Here is a 17,370-nt window from a genome sequence, read left to right on the forward strand (position 1 = left end):
TAAAATGTAAATGACTCTTATAATAAGTATAGAAAAGAAGATTTTTGAATAGTCTCTCAGTTTATGGAAAATAGAACATATACAAAAATAGAAGATTTAATAAATGATGCTTCATTTGTTAATTGGGTGCATAAAAAACAAATGGCTGATGTTGATTTTTGGGATAATTGGCTTCGAGAAAACCCAAGTAAAAAACAACTTGTATTTGATGCAAGAGATATTCTCGTTGGTGTTAAGTTTAACAAATCTTATGTTTCTGAGGAAAAAACCCTTGATGCATGGGAAAAATTTGAGCAAAACGTAACTAATACTAATAAAGTTTATAAAATTCCTTTCTATAAAAACATAAAATACCAAAGTATTGCTGCGACTATAGTATTGCTTATTTCTATATCTGCTTTTTATCTAGCAAGCAAGCCCACTACTGTTACCCATAAAACAGCTTATGGAGAAATAATTGATATTACACTTCCAGATAGAACTAAAGTTAAATTAAACTCAAATTCTTCTCTATCTTACAATAATGATGATGTTAGAGAAGTTATTTTAGAAGGCGAAGCGTTTTTTAATGTAGAGAAAAAACCTGCCACAAATGCTAAATTTTTTGTAATAACTGAAGATTTAAAAGTTGAAGTTTACGGTACTTCATTTAATGTAAACAATCGCAATACCAGAACTCAAGTATTTTTAGAAGAAGGAAATATTGCTCTTAAACTAAATAATGGTATACAAAAAAAGATGATTCCTGGAGATTTAGTTTCTTATTCGTATAAAGCAGATAAAATTATTGAAGAAAAAAGAATTCTTAGACCAGAATTACAAACCTCATGGAAAAATGGGTCTTTAATCTTTGATCGTGCTACCTTAGAGACTGCTATGAGTAAAATTGAAGACACCTATGGTATAACAGCTGTTTTTGAAGATGACGCTAGTAAAACTGTATTAATAACTGGTGCTGTCCCTACTCAAGATTTAGAAATTTGTATTAAAACCATCGAGAAATCTGCACAAGTAACTATTGTTAATCAAGATAATAAGTTATACATTAACAAAAATTAGGTTCTAATTTGCGTAAAATGTATTCTAATAAACCTTTGAAAGTAATCTTGACAATGGTCTTGGTTATAATATATAGTTTTGGTTTAAATGCACAGAATACCGAAAATCAAAAAATAAAATTAACACAGTTTTTATCCAAGTTAAGTGAAGAACAACAAGTGTTTTTTACATATGATGTAGACTTACTTGAAAACATTGAAGTTGATACAAATCAATTAAACAATAAAGATTTACAAGTTATAATTGATTATTTAAGGGTAAAAACCAATCTTCATTTCGATAACTTAGGAAATAATTACTATGTAATTTATAATGATAGCGAAAAAGGGAAAGCATCGTTTGAAAAAGCAAAAAAACGCTTAAATGAAACCATTGCTACAATTTCAAATTCAAATGGCTTTACCAATCATGTAATAAGAGGAAAAGTTGTTAATCTACTTAATGAGCCTTTAGTTGAAGCTAACATTATTGAAAATGGTTCCATTAATGGTACTACTACAGACACAAACGGAAACTTTAGTTTAGAGACAAATTCGCTAAACAACCTATTTATTACTGTAAGTTATGTTGGCTACACTTCAAAAGTAATTGCTATTAAAAATGAAAATGATATAACGATTGTATTAGAACAGGGAGAGTCTTTAAACGAAGTTCAAATTGTAGGTTCTAGAAACGCAAATAGGTCAGCTCTAGACACACCCTCGGCAATAGATATTGTTCAATTACAACAAGCAACTAATAGAACTGGGCAAATAGAAATTAATCAAATACTTCAATTTGTTATCCCTTCTTTTAACGCTTCAAAACAATCTGGTGCAGATGGCGCAGATCATATTGTTCCAGCAACATTAAGAGGCTTAGGCCCAGATCAAACCTTAATACTAATCAATGGAAAAAGAAGACATCAGTCATCTTTAATTAATTTGTATGGTACTCGCGGAAGAGGGAATTCAGGAACCGATTTAAACGCCATACCAGCTTCAGCTATAGAAAAAATTGAAATCTTACGTGATGGTGCCTCTGCTCAATATGGCTCAGATGCAATAGCTGGAGTTATGAATATTGTTTTAAAAGACAAAGTAGACACCTTTAATGGAAATATTACCTATGGTTTCAACAATGCTAATGCCAAAGGAAATTTTACAAACCCTACTTCTGGTATAGATGGAAATACTATGAAACTATCTGGTAATTATGGAATGAAGGTTTTTGAAAAAGGGTTTATCAATTTAACAACCGAATACTTATCGAAAGAAAAAACTTTAAGACCAGGAGCAGATTTTAGAGAAAAATATGGCGAAGCTGGTTTGAATGAATATAGTATTTTTATAAATACAGAAATTCCAATAAACAACCATTCAAGTTTCTATGCTTTTGGAGGCTATAGCTATAGAGATTCAGAATCTTATGCCTTTACAAGACCTGCTGATAGTCCTAGAAATGTACTCGAAATTTATCCTAATGGGTTCAACCCATTAATAACAGCAAAAATAAAGGATAACTCTATTTCTACTGGTTTTAGAACTCAATTTAATGGTTGGAACGTAGATATTAATAATACATTTGGTAAAAACAACTTTCATTATTTTATTAAAGAAACACTAAACGCAACTTTGCTTTCTCATTCGCCTACAAGTTTTGATGCTGGTGGGCATATACTAAATCAAAATACTACAGGAGCAGATTTTACAAGGTTTTATAAAAATATTCTTAACGGAATAAATATTGCTTTTGGAACAGAATATAGAATAGAAAATTATAAAATATTTGCTGGAGAAATAGGTTCATATGCAGCTTTTGATATTAACAACAATATAGTTAACCAGAATACTCCAACTAGTGATATAATAATGCTAAATGGTTTCCCGCGCCCTAGAGGGTCTCAAGGGTTTCCGGGATATGCTCCAGAAAATGAAGTAGACCAAACTAGATCTAATCTAGCTGTATATGTAGATACTGAATTCGATTTTACAAATAAATTTATGTTTGGCATTGCAGGGCGTTACGAAAACTATAGCGATTTTGGTAGCACATTTAATATTAAATTATCATCAAGATATAAAGCCAATGACAACTTTAATATAAGGAGCTCATTTAGTTCGGGGTTTAGAGCACCTTCACTAGCTCAAATTTATTACAACTTGAAATTCACAAATTTTATTGGTAGTGAACCATCAGAATCTTTACTAGAATTAAATGATAGTCCAATTACAAGAAGTTTTGGTATTGGAAACTTAATTGAAGAAAAGGCAATTAATGGTAGTTTTGGTTTTACTGCAAAAACTAAAAATTTTAAAGCCGCTGTTGATGCCTATTATGTAAACATAAAAGATAGAATTATATTAACAGGAAACTTTGACGCATCAAATCTTAATTTAAATGTAAACGATGTACAGTTTTTTACTAACGGAGTAAATACAAGCACAATAGGTATAGATGTTATATTAACATGGAAAAAGAACATTATGAACAATAATTTTATAGTGTCCTTTGCTGGAAATGTTAATAGAATGACCATTGATAAAATAAAAAATAAAACTCTAGATGAAGAAACCTTTTTTGGCATACGCGACCAATATTTCTTATTAGCATCTGCTCCAAAAAGTAAGTTTAATTTAAATTTAAACTATTCTAATAAAAAGATTAATACAAACCTAACTCTTACCAGTTTTAGTAAAGTAACACTAGTAGATTGGCAAATCTATCAGCCTTTAATTATTGAAGATCCAAATTCAGAATACATTGACGAAATAGATAGATTGCAAAAGGCAACTGATGTTTATAATTCTAAATTAACTACAGACTTTAATATTGGTTATGCTTTAACTGATAAAATTGCATTAAAATTAGGCGCAAACAATATATTCAACATATACCCAACTGCCCAACAAAATAATTGGACGGATAGTGGCGGATATTGGGATTCTGTACAAATGGGAACAAACGGTTCTTTTTTCTATTCAAATATTTCATATAAGTTTTAAAAATTAAACAATTGATTTTCAGGTTTTTAACTTAAATAATTTTTATGAGTTAAAAAAAAGTTAAGCTTCAACGAGTATATTATAAGGTTTATGTGCTTATAACTTATATAAGTAACTAATTCTTTATAATAACTAAACAATTCTTTTATGAAAAACACAATTCTTTTATTTTTATTAATTTTTAGTGTCTCACTTACTTTTGCACAGCAAGATGTAACTGGAAAAGTTACCGACCAAAACGGTATTGGTGTTCCAGGTGTAAATGTTATAGAAAAAGGCACTACAAATGGAACTACTACAGATTTTGACGGAAACTACACTATAGTTGTAGACAGTAACGGTACTCTAGTATTTAGCTATGTAGGCTATTCAACCAAAGAAGAAGCTGTAAACGGAAGAACTCAAATAAGTGTATCGTTATCTGATGGTGAAGCATTAGCAGAAATTGTACTAGTAGGTTCTCGTACAGCACCAAGAAGTAATGTTGATACACCTTTACCTGTTGATGTTGTTGGAGTTAAAGAATTAACTTCTACAGGTCAAGCTACTTTTGATAAAGCACTACAATATAGAATCCCATCGTTTAATACGGTACAAACACCTGTAAACGATGCAACCTCTTTATTAGATCCTTATGAAATTAGAAACATGGGACCAAGTAGAACATTAATTCTTATTAATGGTAAACGTAAAAATTTAAGTGCTTTATTGTATACACAAACCTCTCCAGGTCGTGGTGAAACTGGTGCAGATATTTCTGCAATTCCAACGGACGCTATTAAACGTGTAGAAATACTACGTGATGGAGCATCTGCACAATATGGATCAGATGCTATTGCTGGTGTAATGAATATTATACTTAAAGATTCTCCTAACAATGGTTCAGCTACTTTAAGAGGAGGAATGACGTCTGAAGGTGATGGCGAAATGTTTGGTATTAGTGTTAACAATGGTAGTACTATTGGAGATGATAAAGGATTCATAAATTATACTATAGACTTTTCGAAAGTAAACTTAGCTAACAGACCAGGCACAGTAAATGCTGCTGGTGAAGCTGCCGATTTTGGAGCTAATATTGCAGATGTAGAAGAATTTTTATCGCGCCGCCCAGATGCAGGAAACATAAATGGGTCTCCAGAAACAGCTGCTTCAAAATTTTTGGTAAATGGTGGTTTTGATTTAAGTGATAATACTCAAATGTATTTTAACGCTGCTTATGTTTATAAAAAAGTAAACAGTTTTGCAAACTACAGAACACCATATTGGAGAACAGTTACAGATTTTCCATATTTAGCAGACTTTTTCCCAGGTAACCACCCAACTAACCCAGGTGGATATGATGGTTATGTACCAACATTTGAAGGTTTATTAAATGATTACAATGGTACAATTGGTATTAAAACTAAAATTAACGAATGGAATGTTGATTTAAGTTATACTACTGGTGGCAATACCCAAACATATAAAGTAAATAATTCTCATAATAGAAACTTAGTATACTCTCCGTCAACATGGGTAGATGCAAATAATAATGGGTCTGTTGATGATGGTGAAATTACTGCAGGTTCTGAATTGTACAGATCTAACAGTGCTCAGTCATTCGATCCAGGAGGTACTCGTTTTACTCATAATGTTGGAAATATAGATATTAACAGAATCCTTTCTGATAAGGTAAGTATTGGTTTTGGTGCTGAGTTTAGAAACGAGGTTTTTGAAGTAATTGAAGGCGGATTAGACTCTTATGACGGTGGTGGTGCCGATTCTTTCTCAGGTAATAGCCCTGAAAATTCAGGAAAATTTAACCGTTATAATATTGGTGGATACTTTTCTTTGGATTATGATGTAAGCGAAGCTTTCTTACTAAGTGGAACAATAAGAACAGAGAACTATTCAGATTTTGGAAACACATTTGTATACAAATTAAGTTCTCGTTTAAAACTAAGCGACAAACTTACAGCAAGAGCTTCTATCTCTTCAGGATTTAGAGCGCCTACATTACATCAAATTTACACTCAAAAAGCACAATATAGTTTTATTCCTGGTCAAGGTATTCAAGTTGGTGGTTTAGTAAACAATGTATCTACTCAAGCTAAATTATTGGGACTTCCAGAATTAGATGCTGAAACATCTAACAACTTTACTATAGGTGTAGGAGGGAAATTAACAAGTACATTAAGTTTTACTGTAGATTATTATAGTATTAATGTTGAAGACAGAATTGTATTAGGTTCTGAGGTTACTCCTCCAAACTCTCCTGCTTTTGCTGGATTATCAGATTTAAGTTTCTTTGCAAATGCATTAGACACTAAAACATCTGGTTTGGATGTCGTTATTAGTCAAAAAAATATTTCACTTGGTTCTGGAGAGTTAGATCTTAACTTATCTGGTAATTACACTATTACAAACGAAAGAGATGGTGCTGTAAAAGATCCAGCATTTTTAGCAGCTGGTCAAACTATTGTAACACCTACTCAAGAAGCTTTATTCTTTACATCTAGACCAAAAACAAAATGGATTTTAGGTGCAAATTATGATATTGGTAAATGGGGATGGTCTCTTAATAACACATACTTTGGAAAAACAACTTTCAAACAACAAGGTATGAGTAATGACTTAAGAACAGAATTTACGCCAAAAATAGTTACAGATTTAGGTATTAACTTTAATGCTAATGATAAATTAACTATTGCATTAAATGTAAACAATTTATTAAATGTGTTACCAGAATGGAGTTTTAAAGCAGAAAATGCTGCTGGACAAGCTATTTTAGCAGATGCTGCACAAGTACAAAATCAATCTAACTTAATTACTTTTAACCAACGTTATTCTCAAATGACATACGATGGTTATCACTTTAGTCAATTAGGAACTATGTTTAACTTATCGTTAAACTATAAATTTTAACAATTTTGAGTAGTTAATTATTAAAAGTGCCGCTTTTTTATAGAGTGGCACTTTTTTTTTATATCTCAAATTACTAACTTGAAATAAAATATAAAGATGAAAATATTAATTATTGGAGGTAACGGCACCATTGGCAGCAAAGTTTCTAATCATTTCTCAAAAAACAATGAAGTAATTATAGCAGGTAGAACTTCAGGCGACATAAAAGTGGATATTGCAGATAGCAAATCAATAAAATCAATGTTTGATAAAACAGGATTAGTAGATGCTGTTATTTGCATTGCTGGAGAGGCAAAATGGGCTCCATTTAATGATCTTACAGAAGACGACTACTACATTGGGTTAAAAAGTAAATTAATGGGTCAAGTTAATCTAGTTCGTATAGGTCAGCATTATTTAAACTCCAATGGTTCTATAACATTATCTACAGGAATATTAGCAGATGATCCTGTTATGAAAACCACTAGTGCAGCTATGGTAAATGGAGGAATACATAGCTTTGCACAAGCCGCTGCTCTTGAAATTCCAATTGGAACTAGACTAAATGTAGTTTCGTTAGGTATGGTAGAAGATGCTTATGAAAAATATAAAGATTATTTTCCTGGTCATAATCCTGTGCCTATGAAAAAAGTGATTAACGCATATGTAAGAAGTGTAGAAGGAAAAACCAACGGTAGCATTATTAAATATTACGAATAAAATACTAAGCCATGCAAAGTCTCTATAGTAATGGTTTTGAAAAAGTTTATGATGAAATGTACCAATCTTTTATTGATTATGACGATGAGTATAAGTTTTACTCTAACTTAATTAATAAACACAAAAAAAGTAATGTCTTAGAGATTGGTTGCGGTTCAGGAAATCTAGCTAAACGTTTTATAAACTCAACATTAGGCTATATCGGTTTAGATTTAAGTGAAGATATGGTTCGTCTTAGTAAATTAAAAAACCCCAGTGGTACATTTATTCAGGGAGATATAACAAAATACGCACTTAAAAAACCTTTAGAATCCACAATCATAACTGGAAGAACTTCAAGTTATCTGTTAAGTAATAAAACAATACATAGTGCTTTAAAAACTATTCACAATAATTTAACTGTTGATGGTATACTGTGTTTTGATTTTATTGATGCCAATAGATTTATTAAAAGTATAAAAGGAGGAAAAAAAGTATATCATGAAGCATACTTTGATAACAAATGCTATTATAGAGAAAGCTATATGAAAGATAATAATTTAGATAATTTCATGTTTAATTGGGATTCGGCTTATTATCAAAAAACAAAATCAGAAACTATAAAACTAACTGAAGATAAGTCTATTGTTAGAGCTTTTACAAAAAACGAATGGGAGCTTTTCCTTTATCTAAATAATTTTGAACTTCTAGAATTCATAGACCGAAAAAGCTATGCTTTTGACACTTATGTAGTAGTTGCAAAAAAAATATAATTCAGGAAACCATTTATTTATATTATGACCTGTTACATCATTTTTACTAATATTTCTTTCATCATTTTTGCGGCTAAAAAAGCTGTCATATTTTGAAAATCTCTATTAGGGTTATATTCCACAATATCTGCTCCTACAACCTCAGCATCTATATTTTGAATTAAACTAATTACTTCTCTTGATGATAAACCACCAGGTTCGTGATGTGATACTCCAGGTGAAAATGCAGGATCGAAAGCGTCCATATCTAAAGAAATATAAAGCGGGTTTTCAAATTTAGATATTGTAGTTAAATCTAAATTTTTCATTTGGTGAATTTCTACACCAAACTTCTCTGCTTGCCCCGCTTGATGAGTATTTAAAGTTCTAATACCAACTTGTACTAATCTAGCAGCAAAATCATTTTCCATAATTCTTGCAAACGGACAAGCGTGAGAATACTTATCCCCTTCATAATTATCATACAAATCTGAATGAGCATCAATATGAAGAATATCCAACTTATGGTATTTCTTATTATAAGCTTTAATTATTGGAAATGTTATGGAGTGATCACCTCCTAATGTAAAAACTTTTGCCTTATCATCTATATGCTTCTTTGTAATACTTTCAATATCAAAATACTCAGTAATTTCAAAATCTCCTTTATCTTTAATAAAATCGTTTTCTATAGTTATTCCGTTTTCAGCAAATAAATTTAAAGAACCACTATGTAAAGCCTTTCTAATTAATGGTGGTGCTAGTTTTGAGCCTTTTTGATATGATGATTTCTCATCAAACTGTATTCCTTGAATAATTATTTTTGTCATTTTATTAATGGCTATTATATTCAAATTACGAATAATTTTGTACTTAGTAAAGATAATCCTAATAAAGCCTATAAACAACAAAACCCAAGTTTTCACTTGGGTTTTGTTTTATAATTTAATACCAATTATCAATTTAACCATCTGGATGCATAAAACGTTGTTTAGCTAACAATTCATCCTCAGTTTCAACAACATCTTCATCAGGTACACAACAATCCACAGGACAAACTGCTGCACATTGTGGCTCATCATGAAATCCTTTACATTCTGTACACTTGTCTGGTACAATGTAATAAATCTCATCACTTACAGGCTCTTGTGCTTCATCAGCATCAACTTCTTCACCATTAGTTAAAACTACGGTACCGTTTAAACTTGTACCGTCTTTGTAGCGCCAATCGTCTGCACCTTCATATATTGCTGTATTTGGACATTCTGGTTCGCAAGCACCACAATTTATACATTCATCTGTTATTATAATTGCCATAGCGTTTTTTCTCTTGAGTTTGCTTAAATTTGCAGACGCAAAAATAAAGCCAAAACCATTCATAACCAAATATAGAATGAATTTAGAACAAAGAATTAACGCTTTTGTGAAATTAGGCGATTTTATAAGTCAATTTTCTAATGAAGCTGTCCAAAAAAAGGATAATGTGAAACATAATGATATATTCTTTGATGGTTTTAAACATCAATTAAAATTAGCCGAAGAGTACAATGGATGGTTTACTCAAGAAAATATAAAATTTGCATTAAGTGGATGGTCAAATTCTTTAACTCTTGAAAATCTATCAAAATGGCTAAAACCTTACCAATTAGATGCTGTTTCTCCTAAAAAAATTGCAATAATTATGGCCGGAAACATACCACTGGTTGGGTTTCATGATTTTTTATCGGTTTTAATTTCTGGGCATAATGTATTGGTTAAGCAATCATCAAACGATAAACACCTACTACCTTATTTAGCTAAATATTTAGAATATGTTGAAAATGATTTTAAAGGAAAAATCAATTTTACTGAAGAGAAAATCGAAAATTTTGATGCTGTTATTGCCACAGGTAGTAATAATACAGCACGTTATTTCGAGTATTATTTTAAAGATAAACCATCAATTATTAGAAACAATAGAAATTCAATTGCAATTATAAATGGTAAAGAGTCAAATGAAGATTTAAAAAACCTTTCAGAAGACATTTTTAGATATTACGGATTAGGCTGCAGAAATGTATCCAAACTTTTTGTGCCAAAAGGCTATAATTTTGATGCTTTTTTTGAAGCAATGTATCATTGGCATCCAATAATTGAAAAAGCTAAATATGCTAACAATTATGACTATAATAAAGCCGTGTATTTAATGAGCGAATTTGATATGCTTGAAAATGGTTTTTTTATGATTAAAGAAGACCAAAGTTATGCATCACCTATTGCAACTTTGTTCTATGAATATTATGATGACATAGAACAACTAAGGAAAAAAACAAAAGTAGAAGCTAACCAAATTCAATGTATAGTTTCAAAAGGATTTTCAGAAAATGAAATTCGATTTGGAGCCACCCAAAAACCACAACTTTGGGATTATGCAGATGATGTAGATTCTATTGCATTTTTATTAGAAATATAGCTTAAAAATTATCAATTTTATAACACATAATCGTCAATTAATTAGCAACTTTGCATCTTAAATTTCACTACAAAATGAAAAAACATAACTTTAGTGCCGGACCATGTATTTTACCTCAAGAAGTTTTACTAAAAGCATCAGAGGCAGTCGTAGACTTTGATAACAGCGGTTTATCGTTAATTGAAATCTCACACAGAAGTAAAGCTTTTGTTGATGTTATGGAAAAAGCCAGAGCACTGGCATTGGAATTACTTGGATTAGAAGGCAAAGGCTATAAAGCACTGTTTTTACAAGGTGGTGCAAGTACCCAATTTTTAATGACTGCTTTAAACCTTTTAGAAAAAAGAGCAGGGTATTTAAATTCAGGAACTTGGTCAGATAAAGCTATTAAAGAAGCCAAAATTTATGATGACATATATGAAGTAGCGTCATCCAAAAATGCAAATTTTAATTATATTCCTAAAGGTTACGATATTCCTTCAGATTATGATTATTTTCATTGCACATCTAACAATACCATTTTTGGAACACAAATGAAATCATTCCCTAAATGTGATATTCCTATGGTATGTGATATGAGTAGTGATATTTTTTCCCGCACACTAGATTTTACTCAATTCGATTTAATTTACGCAGGAGCGCAAAAAAATATGGGACCAGCTGGTACCACTCTTGTTGTAATTAAAGAAGATATTCTTGGTAAAGTATCGAGAAAAATTCCATCAATGATGGATTATAAAACACACATAAGTAAAGGCAGTATGTTTAACACACCTCCTGTTTTTGCCGTATACACATCGATGTTAACCTTAGAGTGGCTAAAAAACCTTGGTGGTATTGCCGCTATTGAAGAAGAAAACGAAAAGAAAGCCCGTTTAATGTATTCTGAAATTGATTTAAACCCATTATTTAAGGGTTATGCTACTAAAGAAGACCGATCTAACATGAATGCAACGTTTACTTTAGAAAACGAAAACCTAAAAGAAACCTTTGAAACGATGTTGAAAGAAGGAGGTATAAATGGTTTAAATGGACATAGAAGTGTTGGTGGTTATAGAGCATCAATGTATAATGCATTACCGTTAGACAGCGTTAAAGCATTAGTAGAAATAATGAGTGAATTAGAAAGTAAAGCATAAAAATTAATTAGTTAATCATCATTAAAAACGAAGTGAAGGTATCTTACCAAAAGATTACGACAGCATACTTCTACTTCTAAGTAATGATAAAAAAATAAAAAATGAAAGTATTAGCAAACGATGGTATTTCTCAAAGTGGAATTGATGCTCTTGAAAAGGGTGGTTATGAGGTCATCACAACAACTGTTGCTCAAGAACAATTAGAAAACTACATCAACGAAAAACAAATAAATGTTTTATTGGTACGTAGTGCAACTACAGTACGTAAAGATTTAATTGATGCCTGCCCAAGTTTAAAGATTATAGGTCGCGGTGGTGTTGGTATGGATAATATTGATGTTGAATATGCTAGAGAAAAAGGGCTTTCTGTTATAAATACTCCAGCTGCTTCATCTCATTCTGTAGCAGAATTGGTATTTGGGCACCTTTACGGATTATCTCGTTTTTTACATAACTCAAACAGAGACATGCCTTTAGAAGGAGATAGTAATTTTAAAGGATTAAAGAAAGCTTATGCTAAAGGTACTGAATTAAGAGGAAAAACTTTAGGCGTTTTAGGTTTTGGACGTATTGGTCAAGCTACTGCAAAAGTAGCCCTTGGCGCTGGTATGAAGGTAATTGCTTTTGATCCATTTTTAGAAAAGGCAAATTTGGAGCTAGAATTTTTTGATGGACAAAAAGTAAATTTTGAAATTCAAACCATTTCTAAAGAGGATGTTTTAAAACAATCAGATTTTATCACATTGCATGTTCCAGCTCAAAAAGATTACGTTATTGATGAAGCTGAGTTTAACATAATGAAAGATGGTGTTATAATAGCCAATGCAGCTCGTGGTGGTGTTGTAAACGAAGTAGCACTTGTAAAAGCTATTGAAAATGGCAAAGTAGCAAGAGCAGCATTAGATGTTTTTGAAAAAGAGCCTAAACCAGAAATTCAATTATTAATGAACCCAGCATTATCCCTAACACCACATACAGGTGCTGCAACTAATGAAGCACAAGATAGAATTGGAACAGAATTAGCGGCACAAATAATTAATATTCTTGGATAGAAAACCTCTTTTAGAATAAAATGTGACCAAATCAATAAATTGGAGTCCTAACTATATGTTGGGACTTTTTTTGTACCTTCAAATCAAATTTTATTAACCCATTTAAATTAAAAAAAATCATGTCAGGAATTTTAGATTTATTAAATAGTGACTTAGGGAAAACAATTATTAGCGGAGTTTCTAACCAAACTAATCAGCCTCAAAATAAAACGCAAGATGTATTAACCATGGCTTTGCCAGTACTAATGCAAGCTATGAAAAGAAATGCTTCAACACCACAAGGTGCCGAGGGCTTACTTGGAGCTTTAAACGGAAAACACGATGGCAGTATTTTAGATAATTTAGGAGGCTTGTTTGGTGGAGGAGTAGATTCAAATGTTCTTGAAGATGGTGGAAAAATATTAGGTCATGTTTTAGGAGGAAAACAACAGCACGTTGAAAATGCTTTAAGCCAAAAGTCTGGAATGGATGCTGGTTCTATAGCACAAATATTAAAAGTTGCTGCTCCTATTTTAATGGGTGTTTTAGGAAAACAATCTAGACAACAACAGGTAAGTAGTCCAAGTGGTATAGAAGGGTTATTAGGAGGGTTACTTGGTGGTAATTCAAAACAACAAGAGCAAAGTTTTTTAGAATCTATTTTAGATGCTGATGGAGATGGTAGCGTTATTGATGATGTTGCAGGAATGGTATTAGGAGGTAATAAAAAGAAAGGCGGACTTGGTGGATTATTAGGTGGTCTTTTTGGAGGAAAATAAACAACTTTAAATTATAAGTTCAAAATGTCAAACCATATGGTTTGGCATTTTTTTATTAAAAATATTTAAAATCAGACTGTTACAAGGCAGGTTTTTTGTATTTTTAATAAAAAAACTTTAGTTATGAAAACGTTTGTATACTTACTACTTGTATTAGGTTTCCTAATTGGATGCAATACATCAAAACAAATTTCGTCAAATAGCAATAACAATGAGGAGCAAAACAAAATGGTATCTAATGATACTGTTAAAATTGCTAATGATGATTTAGAGTACGAAATTATTATTATTGAGCCCGGTTTTAATTTCTGGCTAACTAGCAGAGCAAGACCAGAAGGTTATTATTCGCAACAGTTTTTAGAAAATAGAAATTATCAATTTGTAATAGAATGGAATCAAAGAGTACTACAGCCTAATCGCTTTAACTCTAACCTATATGAAATGCAAATTGATTACCAACCAGGAATAGATTACGGGTATGATGTAAATTATAAATTGTATAACTACTTTATTTACTTTCAGTTAACCTACAATCAAAGATTAGGTAATTTTGTTCCTAGAATTTAAATCTCTTTTAACTATTTTTGCAATCAAATAGTTTTTTGTGAAGAAATTAAAAGAGCGTTGGGGAATTGAAAATAATTGGCAAATTATTATTATTCTAATTGTATTTGCTGTTACAGGCTCTACTGCATCTTATATAGGTAAACCTATTTTAAATTATTTGAACATTTCTAACGAAAATTTTGGAGCATTTGGATACTGGACTATTCGCATAGTTGTTCTTTTTATAATGTATCAATTTATGCTTGTTTTTTTTGGCTGGATTTTTGGTCAGTACAAGTTTTTTTGGAACTTTGAAAAAAAGATGCTTCGTAGAATTGGTTTTAAACGTTTTTTCGATTAATGCAGCATATAAAAGAACATATTATTTTTAGGCTTTGCACACTATTTATAGCTGCATTGCTTTTAGTACCAATTGCTGTAAAATTTGCTCATATTTTTGAGCATCATAACCATATTGTTTGCAAAGGAGATAACTCAACGCATATTCACCAAGTAGATTTAGAATGCGAGTTTTATAAATTTAAGCTTAATAAGAATTTTACTTACTCGCTTTTCAACGTAGATTTGTTTTTAGAAAAAAGTGAGGCTCAACAAATCATTTCTCAGTATCATTTTTTAAGTGAATATCAACGTTTACAAACTTCACTTCGCGGACCTCCCGTTTTAATTTAATATTTTTTATCAATTCTGGATAAACATATTCAGAATCTAAACTATTAAATTAATAGATTTTCGCATTTTTCGAAAATCTCAATTACACTTATTAATGAAATTATTTTTAAATACATTGCTATTAATAGCAGTCACTAGTCTATATAGCCAAAATACAATAAAAGGAACAGTTATAGACGCAGATACAAAGCAAGGTTTAGCTCTTGTAAATATTTATTTAACCGACATAGAAAAAGGAACTTACACAAATGAACAAGGCTTTTTTTCTATTGAAAATTTACCCTCCGGAACATACAATATAGTCGTTTCAATTATTGGGTATGGAACTAAGTCTCTTGATGTTACAATTCCAATAAAGGATAATATTAGTATTAGTTTATCCCCATCCGCTATAGAAATGGAAGATATTATCATATCTACTCCATTCCACAAACTACAAAGCGATAACGTGATGAAAGTAGAACGGAAAACCATAAAAGATTTAAAGTCTAGTGGTAGCGTAACATTAGCAGATGGTATTACTAATATTGCTGGTGTTGAAAGTATAACTACAGGGTTAGGTATAGGCAAACCTGTAATTAGGGGTTTAAGCTCTAATCGTGTATTAGTATATACGCAAGGAGTTCGATTAGAAAATCAACAATTTGGGGCAGAACATGGTTTAGGTATAAGCAATTCTGGTATTGAAAGTGTTGAAGTCATTAAAGGCCCTGCATCCCTACTTTATGGGAGTGATGCCCTTGGAGGTATCTTATATTTAAACCCAGAACGATTTGCAAATAGCAATTCTTCATCAGGAGATTTAAGTGCAACTTATTATAGTAATACCCAAGGTTTTAGTACTAATGCAGGTTATAAATCTTCCGTAAATAATTTTAAATTTTTATTTAGAGGGAATTTAACTGAACATTCTGATTATAATACAAAAAGTTATCGTGTAACTAATACAAGGTTTAGAGAGCAAGACTTTAAAGCAGGTATTGGCTATCAAAACAATGCATTTAAAACTGATTTTAGATATAATGTAAATAATTCTAAATTAGGAATTCCTGAGGAAATTGGTGAGCAGTCAAAAAACAAAACACCTTTATTACCATTTCAAAACATAACAAATCATGTGTTTAGTTCGAAAACATCTATGTTTTTTAATGGCTCAAAATTAGATGTTAATTTAGGATACATTTATAATGATAGAAAAGAGTTTGAAGAACATCATGACCATGATGAAGATGAGCATGAAGATGAAGAGCATGAAGATGAAGAGCATGAAGATGAGCATGAAGAGGATGAAATTTTAGAAGCTGCATTACACATGAAATTGAAAACGTTTAATTATGATGTTAAATATAGCTTACCTAAACTAGGCAAATTTGAAACTATTGTTGGTATTCAAGGCATGAATCAAATCAATTCAAATTATGGAGAAGAACAATTAATTCCAGATGCTACAACCAATGATTTTGGGATATTAGCAACATCTCATATCCACTTTGAAAAAGTAGATATTCAACTTGGTGCACGTTATGATAATCGAAACATCGATGTTTTAAATGGAATTAATAGAACATTTAACAGCTATAATGGAGCTTTTGGAATAAAAAAGAGTATTACACAAAATATTACAGCCAGAATAAACTTAGCTACTGGTTTTAGGGCACCAAACTTATCTGAACTAACATCTGATGGGACTCATGAAGGTACTAATCGATACGAAATAGGAAATAATGATTTAAAAAGCGAGCAAAACTTTCAAACTGATATCGCTTTAGAATTTAAAAACGAGCATTTTGAGGTTTTTGCCAATGGTTTTTACAACAATATAAACAATTATATTTTTCTTTCTCCTGATGGTAATATTATTGATAACACTCCTGTTTATTTGTATTTACAAAGTGATGCTAAGCTTTATGGTGGTGAATTTGGATTGCATTTACACCCACATCCCTTAGATTGGTTACATTTTGAGTCGAGTTTTGAAACGGTTACTGGGAAACAAAAAAATGATGATTATTTACCTCTTATTCCAGCAAACTCAATAAGCAATATTATAAGAGTAGAATTTGATAATGATTGGATAAAAAAGGGCTATGCGTTTGCTAAATTAAAATCTACATTTAAGCAAAATAACATTAGTGCTTTTGAAACAAATACTCAAGGGTATAACCTATTAAGTGCAGGTATTGGCGGAAGCTTTTCAGTTTTTAATAACGAGTTAAGCATCGCGTTATCTGGAAATAATTTAACTAATAAATCTTACATAAATCATTTATCACGTTTAAAACCTGATGGAATTTTTAATATGGGAAGAAACATTAATCTAGAATTAACATATAACTTATAGTCAAAAAAAAGC

The 17,370-nt window shown here is 31.0% G+C and carries 15 protein-coding genes; 13 read left to right on the plus strand and 2 right to left on the minus strand.

Features of this window, described 5'->3' with window-relative positions; all coding sequences use genetic code 11:
* Positions 1 to 63: 63 nt before the first annotated feature.
* From M3P09_RS13020 to M3P09_RS13040, 5 genes are all read left to right on the plus strand, one after another.
* Complete coding sequence (locus tag M3P09_RS13020) at positions 64 to 1,059, plus strand: FecR family protein (RefSeq protein ID WP_249973473.1); 996 nt, start codon at positions 64 to 66, stop codon at positions 1,057 to 1,059.
* Positions 1,060 to 1,112: 53 nt separating this feature from the next.
* Positions 1,113 to 4,043, plus strand: a complete 2,931-nt coding sequence (locus M3P09_RS13025) for a TonB-dependent receptor (RefSeq protein WP_249973474.1) — start codon at positions 1,113 to 1,115, stop codon at positions 4,041 to 4,043.
* Between the two features lie 147 nt (positions 4,044 to 4,190).
* Complete coding sequence (locus M3P09_RS13030; RefSeq protein ID WP_099563190.1) at positions 4,191 to 6,947, plus strand: TonB-dependent receptor; 2,757 nt, start codon at positions 4,191 to 4,193, stop codon at positions 6,945 to 6,947.
* Positions 6,948 to 7,043: 96 nt separating this feature from the next.
* The gene (locus tag M3P09_RS13035; protein WP_249973475.1) at positions 7,044 to 7,646 is read left to right on the plus strand and encodes a short chain dehydrogenase; all 603 of its coding nucleotides are present in this window, start codon (positions 7,044 to 7,046) and stop codon (positions 7,644 to 7,646) included.
* An 11-nt stretch (positions 7,647 to 7,657) separates the two neighbouring features.
* Entirely contained in the window at positions 7,658 to 8,398 is a 741-nt protein-coding gene (locus M3P09_RS13040) for a class I SAM-dependent methyltransferase (RefSeq protein ID WP_249973476.1), read from the plus strand.
* A gap of 32 nt (positions 8,399 to 8,430) precedes the next feature.
* On the opposite strand, the gene speB is transcribed toward M3P09_RS13040, so the two are convergent.
* Together speB and M3P09_RS13050 are read right to left on the minus strand one after the other, a co-directional pair.
* Complete coding sequence (gene speB / locus M3P09_RS13045; protein ID WP_249973477.1) at positions 8,431 to 9,207, minus strand: agmatinase; 777 nt, start codon at positions 9,205 to 9,207, stop codon at positions 8,431 to 8,433.
* A 133-nt stretch (positions 9,208 to 9,340) separates the two neighbouring features.
* The gene (locus M3P09_RS13050) at positions 9,341 to 9,694 is read right to left on the minus strand and encodes a 4Fe-4S dicluster domain-containing protein (protein ID WP_099563268.1); all 354 of its coding nucleotides are present in this window, start codon (positions 9,692 to 9,694) and stop codon (positions 9,341 to 9,343) included.
* Positions 9,695 to 9,770: 76 nt separating this feature from the next.
* Here M3P09_RS13050 and M3P09_RS13055 point away from each other — a divergent pair, with 76 nt between their 5' ends.
* The 8 genes from M3P09_RS13055 (at position 9,771) to M3P09_RS13090 (ending at position 17,358) form a co-directional block, all read left to right on the plus strand.
* Positions 9,771 to 10,829: an acyl-CoA reductase gene (locus tag M3P09_RS13055; protein WP_249973478.1), complete on the plus strand. Its 1,059-nt coding sequence runs from the start codon at positions 9,771 to 9,773 to the stop codon at positions 10,827 to 10,829.
* A gap of 74 nt (positions 10,830 to 10,903) precedes the next feature.
* A complete protein-coding gene (gene serC, locus M3P09_RS13060; RefSeq protein ID WP_099563195.1) occupies positions 10,904 to 11,968 on the plus strand; it encodes a 3-phosphoserine/phosphohydroxythreonine transaminase in 1,065 nt (354 codons plus the stop codon).
* Positions 11,969 to 12,069: 101 nt separating this feature from the next.
* A complete protein-coding gene (locus tag M3P09_RS13065) occupies positions 12,070 to 13,020 on the plus strand; it encodes a D-2-hydroxyacid dehydrogenase (protein ID WP_099563196.1) in 951 nt (316 codons plus the stop codon).
* 119 nt (positions 13,021 to 13,139) lie between these two features.
* On the plus strand, positions 13,140 to 13,778 hold the full coding sequence (locus M3P09_RS13070; protein ID WP_099563197.1) for a DUF937 domain-containing protein: 639 nt from the start codon (positions 13,140 to 13,142) through the stop codon (positions 13,776 to 13,778).
* Between the two features lie 123 nt (positions 13,779 to 13,901).
* Positions 13,902 to 14,345: a DUF6146 family protein gene (locus M3P09_RS13075; protein WP_099563198.1), complete on the plus strand. Its 444-nt coding sequence runs from the start codon at positions 13,902 to 13,904 to the stop codon at positions 14,343 to 14,345.
* Between the two features lie 37 nt (positions 14,346 to 14,382).
* Positions 14,383 to 14,685: a DUF6787 family protein gene (locus M3P09_RS13080; RefSeq protein WP_099563199.1), complete on the plus strand. Its 303-nt coding sequence runs from the start codon at positions 14,383 to 14,385 to the stop codon at positions 14,683 to 14,685.
* Positions 14,685 to 15,017: a hypothetical protein gene (locus tag M3P09_RS13085; protein ID WP_099563200.1), complete on the plus strand. Its 333-nt coding sequence runs from the start codon at positions 14,685 to 14,687 to the stop codon at positions 15,015 to 15,017. The genes M3P09_RS13080 and M3P09_RS13085 overlap by 1 nt, the downstream gene beginning before the upstream one ends.
* 94 nt (positions 15,018 to 15,111) lie before the next feature.
* Entirely contained in the window at positions 15,112 to 17,358 is a 2,247-nt protein-coding gene (locus M3P09_RS13090; protein WP_249973479.1) for a TonB-dependent receptor, read from the plus strand.
* Positions 17,359 to 17,370 lie beyond the last annotated feature (12 nt).

The sequence above is a fragment of the Jejuia spongiicola genome, from assembly GCF_023502325.1.
GTDB lineage: Bacteria > Bacteroidota > Bacteroidia > Flavobacteriales > Flavobacteriaceae > Wocania_A > Wocania_A spongiicola.

Bases quoted from the DNA above. Each gene is read 5' to 3' on its own strand.
- M3P09_RS13030 (WP_099563190.1), top strand. From the start codon at position 4,191: ATGAAAAACACAATTCTTTTATTTTTATTAATTTTTAGTGTCTCACTT.
- M3P09_RS13055 (WP_249973478.1), top strand. From the start codon at position 9,771: ATGAATTTAGAACAAAGAATTAACGCTTTTGTGAAATTAGGCGATTTT.
- speB (WP_249973477.1), bottom strand. From the start codon at position 9,207: ATGACAAAAATAATTATTCAAGGAATACAGTTTGATGAGAAATCATCA.
- serC (WP_099563195.1), top strand. From the start codon at position 10,904: ATGAAAAAACATAACTTTAGTGCCGGACCATGTATTTTACCTCAAGAA.
- M3P09_RS13065 (WP_099563196.1), top strand. From the start codon at position 12,070: ATGAAAGTATTAGCAAACGATGGTATTTCTCAAAGTGGAATTGATGCT.
- M3P09_RS13025 (WP_249973474.1), top strand. From the start codon at position 1,113: ATGGTCTTGGTTATAATATATAGTTTTGGTTTAAATGCACAGAATACC.
- M3P09_RS13070 (WP_099563197.1), top strand. From the start codon at position 13,140: ATGTCAGGAATTTTAGATTTATTAAATAGTGACTTAGGGAAAACAATT.
- M3P09_RS13085 (WP_099563200.1), top strand. From the start codon at position 14,685: ATGCAGCATATAAAAGAACATATTATTTTTAGGCTTTGCACACTATTT.
- M3P09_RS13050 (WP_099563268.1), bottom strand. From the start codon at position 9,694: ATGGCAATTATAATAACAGATGAATGTATAAATTGTGGTGCTTGCGAA.
- M3P09_RS13090 (WP_249973479.1), top strand. From the start codon at position 15,112: ATGAAATTATTTTTAAATACATTGCTATTAATAGCAGTCACTAGTCTA.
- M3P09_RS13020 (WP_249973473.1), top strand. From the start codon at position 64: ATGGAAAATAGAACATATACAAAAATAGAAGATTTAATAAATGATGCT.
- M3P09_RS13035 (WP_249973475.1), top strand. From the start codon at position 7,044: ATGAAAATATTAATTATTGGAGGTAACGGCACCATTGGCAGCAAAGTT.
- M3P09_RS13040 (WP_249973476.1), top strand. From the start codon at position 7,658: ATGCAAAGTCTCTATAGTAATGGTTTTGAAAAAGTTTATGATGAAATG.
- M3P09_RS13075 (WP_099563198.1), top strand. From the start codon at position 13,902: ATGAAAACGTTTGTATACTTACTACTTGTATTAGGTTTCCTAATTGGA.